General features: G+C 68.9%; 14 protein-coding genes and 1 tRNA gene. 6 read left to right on the forward strand and 9 right to left on the reverse strand.

The features are described 5' to 3' along the window. Positions 1–26 precede the first annotated feature (26 nt). Both dprE1 and B842_RS00705 read right to left on the reverse strand, forming a co-directional pair. Positions 27–1436, reverse strand: a complete 1410-nt coding sequence (dprE1, locus tag B842_RS00700; RefSeq protein ID WP_040084633.1) for a decaprenylphosphoryl-beta-D-ribose oxidase — start codon at positions 1434–1436, stop codon at positions 27–29. A gap of 825 nt (positions 1437–2261) precedes the next feature. Then, positions 2262–2534 (reverse strand): hypothetical protein, encoded by a 273-nt coding sequence (locus B842_RS00705; protein WP_052437644.1) that lies wholly within the window; start codon positions 2532–2534, stop codon positions 2262–2264. Between the two features lie 30 nt (positions 2535–2564). On the opposite strand from B842_RS00705, the gene B842_RS00710 reads away from it, so the two are divergent. The 4 genes from B842_RS00710 (at position 2565) to B842_RS00725 (ending at position 4981) form a co-directional block, all read left to right on the forward strand. Next, positions 2565–3068, forward strand: coding sequence for a hypothetical protein (locus B842_RS00710; protein ID WP_040084634.1), 504 nt, complete (start codon positions 2565–2567; stop codon positions 3066–3068). Further along, positions 3065–3565, forward strand: a complete 501-nt coding sequence (locus tag B842_RS00715) for a hypothetical protein (protein WP_040084636.1) — start codon at positions 3065–3067, stop codon at positions 3563–3565. The genes B842_RS00710 and B842_RS00715 overlap by 4 nt, the downstream gene beginning before the upstream one ends. Positions 3566–3584: 19 nt before the next feature. Further along, positions 3585–4523, forward strand: a complete 939-nt coding sequence (locus B842_RS00720) for a hypothetical protein (protein WP_040084638.1) — start codon at positions 3585–3587, stop codon at positions 4521–4523. A 65-nt stretch (positions 4524–4588) separates the two neighbouring features. Further along, positions 4589–4981, forward strand: a complete 393-nt coding sequence (locus B842_RS00725; protein ID WP_040087161.1) for a GtrA family protein — start codon at positions 4589–4591, stop codon at positions 4979–4981. Here the strand turns inward: B842_RS00725 and glfT1 are convergent, their stop codons facing one another. The 4 genes from glfT1 to wzm all read right to left on the reverse strand — a co-directional run bounded on the left by glfT1 (position 4982) and on the right by wzm (position 8612). After that, positions 4982–5902: a galactofuranosyltransferase GlfT1 gene (gene glfT1, locus B842_RS00730; protein ID WP_040087163.1), complete on the reverse strand. Its 921-nt coding sequence runs from the start codon at positions 5900–5902 to the stop codon at positions 4982–4984. A gap of 5 nt (positions 5903–5907) precedes the next feature. Then, positions 5908–6828: a DUF559 domain-containing protein gene (locus tag B842_RS00735; protein ID WP_052437646.1), complete on the reverse strand. Its 921-nt coding sequence runs from the start codon at positions 6826–6828 to the stop codon at positions 5908–5910. 130 nt (positions 6829–6958) lie between these two features. After that, positions 6959–7753, reverse strand: a complete 795-nt coding sequence (gene wzt / locus B842_RS00740) for a galactan export ABC transporter ATP-binding subunit Wzt/RfbE (protein WP_040084639.1) — start codon at positions 7751–7753, stop codon at positions 6959–6961. A 10-nt stretch (positions 7754–7763) separates the two neighbouring features. Beyond that, a complete protein-coding gene (wzm, locus tag B842_RS00745) occupies positions 7764–8612 on the reverse strand; it encodes a galactan export ABC transporter permease subunit Wzm/RfbD (RefSeq protein WP_428839107.1) in 849 nt (282 codons plus the stop codon). Between the two features lie 265 nt (positions 8613–8877). On the opposite strand from wzm, the gene B842_RS00750 reads away from it, so the two are divergent. Beyond that, a complete protein-coding gene (locus B842_RS00750) occupies positions 8878–10077 on the forward strand; it encodes an aminotransferase class V-fold PLP-dependent enzyme (protein WP_040084641.1) in 1200 nt (399 codons plus the stop codon). A 7-nt stretch (positions 10078–10084) separates the two neighbouring features. Here the strand turns inward: B842_RS00750 and B842_RS00755 are convergent, their stop codons facing one another. Beyond that, entirely contained in the window at positions 10085–11041 is a 957-nt protein-coding gene (locus tag B842_RS00755) for an NAD(P)H-quinone oxidoreductase (protein ID WP_040084642.1), read from the reverse strand. Between the two features lie 60 nt (positions 11042–11101). Here B842_RS00755 and B842_RS00760 point away from each other — a divergent pair. Further along, positions 11102–11186: transfer RNA gene (locus B842_RS00760), tRNA-Ser, on the forward strand. A gap of 109 nt (positions 11187–11295) precedes the next feature. On the opposite strand, the gene B842_RS00765 is transcribed toward B842_RS00760, so the two are convergent. Continuing rightward, entirely contained in the window at positions 11296–11673 is a 378-nt protein-coding gene (locus B842_RS00765; protein WP_040084643.1) for a phage holin family protein, read from the reverse strand. 3 nt (positions 11674–11676) lie between these two features. Beyond that, positions 11677–12699: a histidinol-phosphate transaminase gene (gene hisC / locus B842_RS00770; RefSeq protein ID WP_040084645.1), complete on the reverse strand. Its 1023-nt coding sequence runs from the start codon at positions 12697–12699 to the stop codon at positions 11677–11679. Positions 12700–12764: the final 65 nt, after the last annotated feature.

Below are 12764 nucleotides of genomic sequence, written 5' to 3' on the forward strand. Positions count from 1 at the left end.
GTGACTCCTGTGTTGATTCTCGTGGGCTAGTGCAGTTCGAGGCGACGGGACATGTCGGACGCGAAGACGCCGGTCGGGTCGATCTCGTTGCGGGTCTTCAGCCAGCCCTCCATACCCGGGTACATCTGGTGGAAGTTCTCCGCGGAGGTGCGGGACTCCTTGGCCAGGTAGAGGCGGCCGCCGAACTCCATGACGCGACGGTCCAGGTCGTCGAGGAACTCGTTGAGCCCCTTCTTGATCGGGAAGTCGACGCACACGTTCCAGCCCGGCATCGGGTAGGAGAGCGGCGCGCGGTTGCCCGGGCCGAAGAGCTTGAACACGTTGAGCGCGGAGTAGTGCCCGGAGCGCTGGATGTCGCGGATGATCTCCTTGAAGGGCTCGACGGCGTCGGTCGGCACGACGAACTGGTACTGCAGGAAACCGTTCTTGCCGTAGCCGCGGTTCCACTCACCGATGAGATCGAGCGGCTGGTAGAACTGCGTGAGGTTCTGCACCTGGTTCTGGTACGTGCCGGACTTCAGCCACCACAGCTCACCGATGGCGATCATCGACAGCTTGTTCATCGTCCACGAGGGGAAGATGTCCGGCACGGTGACCAGCTGCGGGGCGTTGAACTTCAGCGGGTCCTTCGCCAGCTTCGGAGCCAGCTCCTTGAGCTGGTCGAGCGTGGCCAGGGAGCCGCGGGAGATGGCGGCACGGCCCAGCTTCGGTTCCGGGGAGATCGCGTCGAACCAGGCGGAGGAGTAGGTGTAGTTGTGCTCGGAGCCGTCCGAGTGGAACTCCACCGTCTCGTCGAGGGTCTGGGTGAGGTCGCCGTCGGCGATGAAGTAGGCGGTCTCGGTCCGGGTCATGCGGATCTGCGCACGCAGGATGATGCCGGTCAGGCCCATGCCGCCGACCGTCGCCCAGAACAGGGTGCCGTCCGGGTCGTCCGGGGAGCCCTCCGGCTCGAGGTGCAGCACGCGGCCGTCCGCGACGAGCAGCTCCATCGAGGCGACGTGGTCGCCGAAGGAGCCGGCCGAGTGGTGGTTCTTGCCGTGGATGTCCGGGCCGATCGCACCACCGATGGTCACCTGGCGGGTACCCGGCAGGACCGGCACCCACAGGCCGTAGGGGAGCGCGGCCTTCATGAGCTGGTCGAGGGTGACGCCGCCGTCGACGTCCACGAGGGCCGTGTCCGGGTCGATGGAGTGGATCTTGTTGAGCGCCGGCATGTCGATGACGAGTCCGCCGCCGTTCTGCGCCGGGTCGCCGTAGGAGCGGCCCAGGCCGCGGGCGATGACGCCGCGACGCAGGTGGGCGGGCTTGTCGGCGTTCTCGTCGGCCACCTGGGCCACCGCCGCGATGATCTTCTCGACGTCCGGGGTCGACAGCACGTGGGCCGTCGAGGGGGCCGTGCGGCCCCAGCCGGTGAGGGACTTGGTCTGGAGTTCCATCTTCGCGAATTCTTCTTTCGACAGATCTGGGTATCGCGTTCCAGAGTAGCCCTGCACCCCTCCGCCAGCGGGGAGGCGGCGGTGTTAAAGAGGTCTCTGTCGCCGCGCGTCCAGTTCGGGGGCAGCTCCGTCGGACACTTGACAGGTGGGTGACAGCTTGGTGGGGGCCGCGTGGGAGGCGTTTCCCCCAGTCCAGGGGCGTTTCGGGGGTGAACGGGGGTAGGAAAACTATGTCAGTTTCGCCCACAATGAAACATCCGGTTGTGGACTGACGATAGGGGTGTTATTTTTGCGTTAACTCTCCTGGGAACGCGCACAGCGCCCTCGGAGCCCTCTGCCGGGTGTTTCCACCCCGGATGGGGGTAGGTGGACGCGGGTCCGAGAAGTTTTTTCGCCCGCGCGGTTGGTGTGATTTTAGCGCCGTGACCACTGCATTGTTGACTCAGGCCCTCAACAAGGGTCCACTTTGTGCTGCCTGAAAACACGTGCGCCTCTTGAAATGTATCGGGGCCCTGTGTGATTGTGGAGGCACAGGCACGGACCAACCGGAACGTGTGAATCAACAAGAAGCAAAGGAGACCATCATGGTCGAGAACATCTTCGAAATTTCTTCCGCAGCCCTCACCGGTGCAGGTGCCGTCCTCAACACCATCTTCGCTGGCGTTGTGGCTGTCTTCGACGCCATCGTGGACGTCTTCAAGTAAGACGCCCGGATACTTCCCCCTCGTAGTGGCCCTGTCCATGAGCGGGGCCCCGTAAGGGGTGAAAGCAGGAAACTCCCGTGTGGATCATCCACAGCGGGAGTTTCTGCGATTCCGGGGAGACTCAGAGGTCGAGGATCTCGCGGATCCCGGCCGGGAGCTCCTCCTGCGAGGTGATCTCCGGGCCCCCGGTGGCGGCGTACTCGCGCAGCAGGCGGTACACCTCCGTGCGGTCGTGGCTGTCGAGGATCGGCAGCTCCTGGGCGAGCATCCTGGTCATGAAGTCGTTGAGGGGGAGGTTGGTCTGCTCGGCGGCGACGAAGCGGCCTTCCCGCAGGTCGCGCTCCTCGTCGTACTCGTCCGCACCGGCACTGGTCTTCTTCTTTCCGAACAACATGCCACCAGCGTAGACACTAGGGTTTAGGGCATGACCGATTACTACAGCCTCGATGACACCCTGGCCGGCCGTGTCGCCCAGGCGGGCCTGGTGGGAACCGCCGTCGCACTGCCGGATTACGTCCGTTCCGGGCCGGCGCGTGCCCTCGCCACCGGAGCGGTCGTGGTGGGTGGTGCGGCCCTCGTGGCGGTGCTCAACTCCTTCGACGAGGACCCCGCGAATGACCCGGCCGTCATGGTTGACCAGCTGCGACGGTCGATCGGTGACATCGGGGCGGTGCCCGGCCCGGAGTCGGACACCCCGCCCGGGGACTTCTCCACGGCCTCCCCGGCCACCACGTGGACCGTCATCTTCGTCGCGCTGCTGGTGCTCCTCGTCCTGGCGCGTCTCGACGCCGCCGTCCAGCGCCGCGTCGTCGCCTGGCTCCACCGGCGGGGCGTCGCCCGCCCGAACACGTGGATCGGCGGGCTCGCCGCCACCGTCGTCTTCGCCGTCTCCGAGGTGGCGCACCGCAGGCGGGTGGCGCAGGCATGAGGCATCCGGTGATCGCGGTCGTCGACAGGCAGGACACGGTGACCGCCGTGTGGCACGTGCAGACCTCGTCGGACGCCCCCTCCGCGTCGGGCATCCTCTCCGGCGCGTGGCTGCTGGGTCCGGGGGACGTGGACCCGGCGCGCCTGGCGGACCTCACCGCCGACGCCCACGTCCTGGAGACCGGTGGGGAGGGGCTGGAGGCGATCCGGAGGGGCGTCGAGAAGCAGCTGGCGGGGTACCGCGCCGCGGCGAAGGCCGCGAAGGAGGCCAACCCCCAGCTGACGCTGCCGCGTTTCGAGGCACCCCCGACCCCGGACGTCGGGCAGCTGGCGGAGGCCTACCACGGCGCGCCGGAGGGGCGTGTGGCCTGGGCACATGCGATGGCCGCGGCCGAACTCGTCGAGTCATGGCACACCATCGAGTCGCAGCGTCGCTCGCGGAAGTACCTGCAGGAACAGTTCGGGGTGGAGACGCGGCCCCTGCCGCTGGAGACCTGAAAATCGCTACCCTGGTGGCATGTCCAACAACGGTGCACGCTCCGCGGGTCGGGTCGTCGACCTGGGTGCGGAGCGTGCCCGGCGGCAGCAGGGCGAGCGGCAGCCACGCACCGTCATCCTCCAGGCGTCCCACGTGCGTGCCGACGCCGAGGTGCACCGGCACATCGGCCTCAACGACGCCCTGCACCTCGCGGACCTGCACGACATCCTCGGCACCACCTTCGGTTTCTGTGAGGCCCCGGGCCCCACACCGTGGCACTTCTCGCGTGCCGACGACCGCGACGCCCGCCTCGACGCCGCCGACCCCATCCACCGGCACCTCGCCGTCGAGGGGGACCGCATCAGCTACCACTTCGGGCTGTGGGACGTCACCCTCAGCGCCGTCGAGTCCTACCCGCGTGACGACGGCACCCCCCGCGCCCTCTGCGTCGGCGGTTCCGGGGCCTTCGGCGGCCGCGAGTTCGACCTCGCCGGCATCAACGCCGCGCTGACCGGCACGACCACGATCCGCTCCGTCCTGGAGGTCACGGAACCGGCGGTACGCGACATCATCACCCGCTCCGGGATCTTCGACTTCGTGCCCCTCCTGCAGGCCCTCGACCTCCTGCGCGGGGGAGGGCTGCCACGCGGCACGGTGGAACTGCTGCGCCGCCTGCCCGTGGAGGAGGACCCGGCGGGGCGCGACGCCTTCTGGACGGTCGTCCTCGCGCTGGCCTGCATGGGGCACGAGGCCCTCGGCAACCAGATCCTCGAGACCACCATGTCCGCCCTGGGCTGGGAGGACGACGACGGCACCCCCCTGACCGGCGCTCGCGTCCGCGAGCTGTGCGTCGAGTCGCTCACCCTGCTCGCCGACGTCGGCGGCTACGGCTCCCACGCCCGCTCACCCGTCGACCGCCTGGAGATCTACCGGGAGCTGCTCCGCGACGCCCCACCACGGGAGCACGCCGCAGAGTAGGGTGTTAGCTCGTGTCCACTCTCTCCTCCGACCGCCCCGGGGACTCCGACGTGGAGGTCACCGGCATGAGCCTGCAGACCCAGGCCGGTCGCTTCATTATCTCCGGCGCCATCTCCGCCGTCGTCGACCTCGGCCTCACCTGGGCTCTGCAGGTCCTCCTCGGCGCCGGCCCCGTCCTGGCGCGTTCCGTCGGCTTCATCTTCGGCACCATCACCGCGTACCTGATCAACCGCCGCTGGACCTTCCAGGCGCAGCCGTCGATGCGCCGCTTCCTCATGGTCGCCGGCCTGTACACGCTGACGTACTTCGTCAACGTCGGCCTCCACGCCCTGCTCTACGGTCTGTTCACCGGCTGGGAGTGGAACAACTCGCTGGCGATCGTCGTCGCGTTCGTCATCGCCCAGGGCACCGCCACGGTGATCAACTTCATCGTGCAGCGCGCGTTCATCTTCCGGTAGCTACGCCGGGCGGGTGAAACGCTCGTTGCGCCCCTGGCGGTGCAGCCGCAGCCACTCGAGGAAGCCCCGCGGATCCCTCTCCTGCACCAGGAAGAACCAGCCGAAGCGCGCGTACTCCTGCGGCAGCAGCCTCCGCATGCCCGGCTGGCTCATGATGTAGCCGCGGTTGCGGTAGGTGAAGTAGCGCTTGGACTCGTTGTCCGGGTACTGCGTGTGCATCCGCCCGCCGAGGATCGGCTTGAACTCGTCGGACCCGTCCGGGTGCAGGTACGCCGTGGTCAGCGCGGTGCCGAAACGCAGCCCCGAACGCACCAGACGGCGGTGGTACTCGACCTCGTCACCACGGATGAACAGGCGGTAGTCGGGCACGCCGATGATCTCCATCGCCCGCGCCTTGATGAGCGCCCCGTTGAACAGGCTCGCGATCCCCTCCAGGAAATCACCCTCCAGCTCCTCCCGGCGCCGTCGCCACACGAGCCCCTGCCGCAGCGGGAACGCCAGCTTCGAGGGGTCGTCGATGTTGCACACGGTGGGGGAGACCTCGTGGAGCTGGTGCTGCTCGGCGACGTCGACAAGCGTGCGCAGCACCCCGGCGTCGGCGGGACGCCCGTCATCGTCGGCGCACCAGATGGCGTCCGCCCCCAACGCCAGCGCGGTGAGGAAACCGTACGCGAAACCACCCGCACCGCCCAGGTTGGTGCGGCTCGGCAGGTAGACGGCACGCTCGCCCGCGAGCTCCGTCACGAGCTTCTCGACGCTCGCCTCGCACCCGTTGTCCACCACGATCACCCAGCGCACCGGATGCGACTGACTGACCACCTGCTCCAACGAGGCACGCAGCAGCTCCACGCGCCGGTGGGTGACGATCACCGCCGCCACGGAATCGTCGCGGGTGAGGTGGGGGATCACGGGGTTGACCATGGTGGTCATTGTGCCATCTCAGCGTTCACCGGAGGCTGTCCGGTGAGGATGTCGTGCCACTCCCACACCGGTGTGCTCTCCGTGTCCAGCTCCTCCGCCAGCCCCTCGACGGCGGCGACCACCTGCGCGACGATCTCCTCCGGGTGGTGCCGCACGCAGCTTCCCGAGTAACGCAGGACGCGGTAGCCGTGACGGGTCGCGTAGTTGGCCTTCCACCGGTCCCGGACGAAGGTCTCCCGGCGTTCCGCGGAGTGGTACCGGAAGCCGTCGATCTCCACGATCACCCGCGCCGTCGGCAGGAGAATGTCGAAGTAGTAGCCGCCCAGCAGGACATTCTGCTCCACCCTGAGACCCCGGGCGCTGAGCGCCCGCGCCACCTGCCGCTCGGCCTCACTGTCGGCCCCGATGGACGCCCGCGAGACCAGCGCCCGGAACCTCCCCGGCACCCGGGGCATGCACGCGACCTCGGCCTCCAGCTGCCGTTTCCCCTGGTGTCCCGCGAACTCGGACTCGAGGTAGGCGATGAGCTCCCCGTCGGGCAGATCGTCCGCATCCGCCACGGACACCGCCGGGAGCGCGAGCCGGAGACCCCGGACCTGCCGGAAACGGGGCTCCTTGCGCCGCCGCAACTGCAGGAGCGGAGTGCTGTTGCTCGACCTGCCCCGCGGCACCAGCGCCTGCACCGGCAGGGTGAGCGGCTGGTCCCGCCGCAGCTCCAGGGCGGTGCGCCCCGTGAACACCAGGTTCGGCCGCCGGTGGCACAGGGCCTGCAGGAGCAGCAGACCCTCCGGCTTCCTGGTGGTGAACAGACCCTGCTCCACCCGGTGCAGGTGCCCGTTGGCCACGAGCCGTTCGATCTGTCTCTGTGTCAGTCCCCGTCCCCGCAGCAGCGCGGAATCGACGACGGTGTGGTCCCCGAAATCCATGTGTGATCCCCCCGGCGACACTCTAGGTGGCCGGGGCGGGGGCTGCAGGGTGGGGCGGGGTCGATCGGCGGTGAGCACCGCGCTTCCCCGGAGCCGGGACGGGGCATCCTCACCGCGGATCGACCGCGGGCTACTCGCCCTCGGCGTCGAAACGCCGTAGCAGTGAGCGGACGTAGTCCCCCGCGCCCTTGCCCTCGTAGGCCTCCACGACCTCGTCGACGAGCCCCACCTTGCGGATCTGCCCCTGGTCGATCCACAGCGCCGTGTTGCACAGCTGCGCGAGGAAGTCGTTGGAGTGGGACGCGAAGACGAGGATGCCGGAACGCTTGACCAGTTCCTGCAGACGGACCCGCGCCTTGGCCATGAAGGCGGCGTCGACGGCGCCGATGCCTTCGTCGAGAAGCAGGATCTCCGGCTCGATGGAGGTGACCACACCCAGGGCCAGGCGGACGCGCATGCCGGTGGAGTAGGTGCGCAGCGGCATGTTCAGGTACTCGCCGAGCTCGGAGAACTCGGCGATCTCGTCGATCTTGGCCTTCATCTGCTTACGGGTCTGCCCGAGGAAGAGCCCGCGGATGATGATGTTCTCGTAGCCGGAGATCTCCGGGTCCATGCCCACGCCGAGGTCGAAGACGGGGGCGACGCGACCCCGGATGTCGGCGGAGCCGCGGGTGGGCTCGTAGATGCCGGACAGCAGCCGCAGCAGGGTGGTCTTGCCGGCGCCGTTGTGTCCGACGAGGCCGACGCGGTCGCCCTCCTTGAGGTGGAGGTTGATGTCACGCAGCGCCTCGACGACGACGGTGTTGTCCGCGTTGCGGCCGATGGCGCCGCCGGCGGTGGACAGCAGGGCCTTCTTCATGGACCGCGACTTGGCGTCGAAGATGGGGAAGTCGACGCAGGCGTTGTAGGTGTCGATGGATACCAAGGGAGTCCTCCTAGACCCAGTAGCTCACGCGGAAACGCCACTGCTTCATGGCGAGCAGGGCCAGCAGCAGACCGACGACGGTGCAGCTCAGCACGATCCACCAGTGGTAGGCGGCGATGGGCTGGCCGATCAGGGGGGCGCGGATGATCTCCATGTAGTGGAACAGGGGGTTGATCTCGGCGAGGAGGGCGCGCTGGGCGATGTCGCCGCCCTGCTCCTTGAGGGTCTGCGTGGTCCAGACGATCGGGGTGACGTAGAACAGCAGCTGGACCATCGCCTCGAGCAGCGGGGCGACGTCCCGGTAGCGGGTGGCGATGATGCCGAAGAGCATGGTCACCCACACGCCGTTGACGATGAGCAGCGCCATCGCGGGGATCGCCAGGAACACCTCCCAGCCGAGGGCGCGGGGGAAGATCATCATGAGGATCACCCAGATGACCAGGTTGTGCGCGAGGAACAGGGCCTGGCGCCACACGAGGCGGTAGACGTGCACCGACAGGGCGGAGGGGAGCTGTTTGATCAGACCCTCGTTGTCGATGAAGATGTCCGCGCCGTCCTTGATGCAGCCGGAGATGAATCCCCACATGATGAGGCCGACGGTGACGTGGGGGAGGAACTCCGCCACGGGGATCTGGAAGAGCATGGAGTACAGCAGGCCGAGGGCGAGCGCCATGACGCCGGTGGCGATGGTGATCCACAGGGGGCCGAGCGTGGAGCGTCGGTAACGCTGTTTGATGTCCTGCCAGCCGAGCTGGAGCCACAGTTCGTGCTGCCGGAAGCCGCGGACGAGGTCGTGCCAGGCGGCACCGAAGGTCGTCGACTGGGAGGCCGGCGGGTCGGTGACGGCGCTGGTGGTCATGCGGGCGACGTCGGCACGCAACTGTTCTCGGGTCCGGGGTTGTTCCTGCACACAGACCACCCTATCGCTGTGGGGCGCGGAATCGGACACCCGCCTCCGGCTGGGGCGCGTTCTGTGAATTCTGTGTGAAAATGACGCGTGTAGAGTCGGGTTTAATGCCCGTTCACCAGCGGTTTCGGTGGCAATCTTCGGCTCCGGGGGCGATGGTGCATGGAGAGGGTGAAAGGGGCATACTGGACGGACGTGTCGGAAGGAGTTGCAGAAGATGGTCTTTGACGTCGCCAGGGTGCGGGGGCAGTATCTGTCCCTCGGCGATGGGTGGACCTACCTCAATGCGCACCAGTGTCCGCAGATCCCGGAGCGGGTCTCGGCGGCGGTGTCGCGTTCCTTCCGTCTGGCGTCCGCCCCCGCGGAGGTGGAGCAGTCCTCGGGTTCGCACTCCCGCGCGATGGAGCCGGGCAGGCTGCAGGGGGATGCGCTTCTCGACGACGCCCGCCTCGCCATCGCCGACCTCGTCTGCGCGACCCCCGAGCGGGTGCTCCTCGGCCCGAGCCTGGAGATGCTCTACCTGGTGCTGGCGCGTGCGATGCGCCCGCTGCTGCGCCGCGCGTCGGTGGTGCTCTCGGGCCCGGATTCCCCGGGCTTGCAGGACCCCTTCGCGGAGGTGGCGCCGACGGTCCGCTGGGCCCGCCCCGACCTGGGCACCGGCGCCCTGCCGGCCTCGCAGTACCGCGATCTGGTGGACGGTTCGACCCGCCTCGTCGCGGTGTCTGCGGCGCACGGTCACCTGGGCACGGTCGCCCCGGTAGCGGACATCGTCGAGTTCACCCGGGAGCGTTCCCGCGCCTGGGTGCTTGCCGACGCCACCGCGTACCTGCCCTACCGCCCCCTCGACGTCACCGAGTGGGACGCCGACATCGTCGCCGTCGACCTCGCCGCCCTGGGTGGGCCGCAGGTCGCGGCGCTGGTGTTCCGCGATCCGGCGATGTTCCGGCGTCTGGACCCGGTGTTCGACGTGCCGGTCGCGCCGGGCCTGGCCGGTGGCGTGTCGTCGCTCATCGACCATCTCGCGGAGCTCACCGACGCGGTGGGCACCCGCCGGACCCGCCTGCACGCCTCGAAGCGGGAGCTGGCGGGCTACCTCGCGGGGCTGACCCACGATCTCACCGGTCTGCTGGGGGCCCTGCCGACGGTCCACATCCTCGGGGTGTCCGGGGAGGCCGGGGACGGCGGCCGGGGTGACCGCGTGGGTCGGGTGTCCTTCGCGGTGCGGGGCGTCCCCGCGGAGACGGTCCACCAGCGTCTGCTGGACAACGGCCTGGTCACGACGATCCTGCCGCCCTGCCCCCTGACCGCCGACATGGGCGTCGACGAGGTCGGCGGCGCCGTGACCGTCTCCCTCAGCCCGTTCAGCACCCGCCACGACCTCGAGCACCTCACCCGGGTCGTGGCCTCCCTGGCGTAGGGTCCGGTCAGACCTCCAGGACGATCTTGCCGGTCACCGCGCCGGAGTCCAGCAGCTCATGGGCCGCCGCCGCCTCGGCGAGGGGGAAGGTGGCGTGGATGTGGTGGGAGATGCGGCCGTCGGCAAGCATGGGCCACACGTTCTCGACGGCCGAACGGACGATCTCCGCCTTGCCCTCCAGCGAGCGGGCGCGCAGCGTCGTGCCGCGGACCGTGAGGCGGCGCGGCAGCAGCGCCCCGAGGTTGATCTCCGCCTTCACGCCACCCTGCAGGCCGATGATGATGAGCTGGCCGTCCTCGTTGAGTGCACGCAGGTTCTGCTGCAGGTACTTCGCGCCCATGATGTCGAGGATCACGTCGCACTTCCCCTTGAGCTCCTCGGAGAAGTCCTGCTCGCGGTAGTTGATGAGGATGTCCGCGCCCAGCTCACGGCAGGTCTCCAGCTTCTCCGCGCTGCCGGCGGTGACCGCGACGGTCGCCCCGAGCTCCCTGCACAGCTGGATGGCGAAGGTGCCGATACCGCCCGCCCCTCCGTGGATGAGCACGGTCTGGCCGGGGCGGACGTCGGCAAGCATGCCCAGGTTCGACCACACGGTGCAGGCGACCTCGACGATCGCGGCCGTCTCGGTGGGGGAGTAGCCCTCCGGGATCGGCATGAGCTGCCCCTCCGGGACCGCCACGTACTCGGCGTAACCGCCGCCGGCCATGAGGCAGCCGACCGCCTCGCCCTTCCGGCGCCCGGTGGTGCCCGGGTCCTCGATGACGCCGGCACACTCCAGGCCGATGATCTCGGACTCGCCGGGCGGCGGCGGGTAGTAGCCGCGGGCCTGCAGGAGGTCACCGCGGTTCACGCCCGCGGCCTGCACCTTCACCAGCACCTCCCCGTCCCTGAGCTGGGGGAGCTCGGTCTCGACGAGCTCGAGCGAACGCGGATCATCCGGATTGGTCAACTGAATAGCCTTCATGCGTTACCAGGGTAGGGAAGTTCCGGGCACGGGGGTGGCTCGGGTAGAGTTCTCCGCTGAGGAGACGTGGCAGAGCGGCCGAATGCACTGGTCTTGAAAACCAGCGAGGGTCACACCTCCAGGGGTTCAAATCCCCTCGTCTCCGCAGTGTGATGTCGCGGGACATCGTTCCTTCAGGGTCGTCCACCGGTAGCGGTGGACGACCCTGAGGTTCTTTGTGGGTGTGACACGGAACAGCCTGGGGGCAGGCCCGGCTACCTCCGCGGCGTGACCGCCCCGGTGAGCAGGCCCAGCGCCCACGTGGCCACCCCCATGACCACCGCGCCCAGCAGCCCCGCCACGAACCCGTCCACCGACAGGCCGAGCCCCAGCACGCCGGAGAGCCAGCCGGTGAACATGAACAGCAGCGCGTTGATGACCAGCGAGAACAGCCCCAGCGTGAGGATCTTCAGCGGCGTGCCCAGCGCGTGGGCGAGCGGGCTGACCACGGCGTTGACCACCATGAACAGCAGGGCCACCCAGATGAACGCCCACGGGTCGTCGGGCGGGGTGACGTCCACGCCCGGCACGACGCGGGTGACCAGGAACAGTGCGATCGCCGTCGTGACGATGCTCAGCAGCAGCCGGATCATGGCCTACAGTCCCGCCTTCTCCCAGGCCGCCAGCAGCTGGTCGGCCTCCTCCTCAGTGGTCACGGTGATGCGCACGCCCTCCGGGAAGGCGCGCACGAGAACACCCTGCGCGGCGAGGCGGGCGGCGACGTCCTCGGAGTCGACGCCCGGCAGCCAGATGAAGTTCGCCTGGCTGCGGCGGGCGCCGAGGGCGTCGGCGACGCGGTCGCGCTGGACGACGGTCTCCTCGGTGCGCTCGAGCAGCTCATCGGCGCTGTCGAGGCTGGCCAGCGCACCGGCCTGCGCCACCGCACTGACGGCGAAGGGGACGGACACCTTGTTCAGGGCCGCGATGAGCTCCGCGGAGCCGAAGGCGTAGCCGACGCGCACACCCGCCAGGCCGTAGGCCTTGGAGAAGGTCCGCAGGCCCACGACGTTCGGGTACCGCGCGATCGCCTCGGTACCCACGACGGTGTCCCCGGCGCGGTTGTACTCGAAGTACGCCTCATCCAGCCCGACGACGACATTCGCCGGGACCCGCTCCATGAAGCCGTCGAACTCGTCCTGCGTGATCACCGCGCCGGAGGGGTTGTTGGGGTTGCACAGGAAGATGAGTTTCGTGCGGTCGGTGATGAGCTCGGCCATGCGGTCGAGGTCGTGGCGGCCGTCGTCGAGAAGCGGGACCGCCACCGGCGTCGCGCCGACGACCTGCGCGAAGATCGGGTACGCCTCGAAGCTGCGCCACGCGAAGAGGACCTCGTCGCCCGGGCCGGCGGTGATCTGCACCAGCTGCTGGCACAGCGCCGAGGAGCCGCAGCCGACGGTCACCTGCTCCGGGGTCAGGTCGAGGTGCGCGGCCAGTGCCTCCCGCAGGTCGGTGGAGAACATGTCCGGGTAGCGGTTCGCTCCTGCGGCGGCCTCCGCCATCGCCTCCGCGGCGCTGGTCAGCGGCAGCGTGGCGACCTCGTTCGAGGACAGCTTCAACGCGTCTGGCTGACGTTTTCCGGGGACATAGGCGGGCATGGCGGCAAGGTCAGGGCGGATCATGGGCCTGATTCTAGGCGGTTTGGTCTCCGGGCTTCCGGGCGGGTAGGATTCCTGCAGTTGCACCA

Origin of the sequence: Corynebacterium humireducens NBRC 106098 = DSM 45392 (genome assembly GCF_000819445.1) — a bacterium.
Classification (GTDB): Bacteria; Actinomycetota; Actinomycetes; order Mycobacteriales; family Mycobacteriaceae; genus Corynebacterium; species Corynebacterium humireducens.

Coding starts and splice junctions, on each gene's coding strand:
- glfT1 (WP_040087163.1), bottom strand. CDS start 5,902: ATGGTCAACCCCGTGATCCCCCACCTCACCCGCGACGATTCCGTGGCG.
- B842_RS00715 (WP_040084636.1), top strand. CDS start 3,065: ATGAGGCATCCGGTGATCGCGGTCGTCGACAGGCAGGACACGGTGACC.
- hisC (WP_040084645.1), bottom strand. CDS start 12,699: ATGATCCGCCCTGACCTTGCCGCCATGCCCGCCTATGTCCCCGGAAAA.
- B842_RS00710 (WP_040084634.1), top strand. CDS start 2,565: ATGACCGATTACTACAGCCTCGATGACACCCTGGCCGGCCGTGTCGCC.
- B842_RS00750 (WP_040084641.1), top strand. CDS start 8,878: ATGGTCTTTGACGTCGCCAGGGTGCGGGGGCAGTATCTGTCCCTCGGC.
- B842_RS00720 (WP_040084638.1), top strand. CDS start 3,585: ATGTCCAACAACGGTGCACGCTCCGCGGGTCGGGTCGTCGACCTGGGT.
- B842_RS00705 (WP_052437644.1), bottom strand. CDS start 2,534: ATGTTGTTCGGAAAGAAGAAGACCAGTGCCGGTGCGGACGAGTACGAC.
- B842_RS00755 (WP_040084642.1), bottom strand. CDS start 11,041: ATGAAGGCTATTCAGTTGACCAATCCGGATGATCCGCGTTCGCTCGAG.
- B842_RS00735 (WP_052437646.1), bottom strand. CDS start 6,828: ATGGATTTCGGGGACCACACCGTCGTCGATTCCGCGCTGCTGCGGGGA.
- B842_RS00765 (WP_040084643.1), bottom strand. CDS start 11,673: ATGATCCGGCTGCTGCTGAGCATCGTCACGACGGCGATCGCACTGTTC.
- dprE1 (WP_040084633.1), bottom strand. CDS start 1,436: ATGGAACTCCAGACCAAGTCCCTCACCGGCTGGGGCCGCACGGCCCCC.
- wzm (WP_428839107.1), bottom strand. CDS start 8,612: ATGACCACCAGCGCCGTCACCGACCCGCCGGCCTCCCAGTCGACGACC.
- B842_RS00725 (WP_040087161.1), top strand. CDS start 4,589: ATGAGCCTGCAGACCCAGGCCGGTCGCTTCATTATCTCCGGCGCCATC.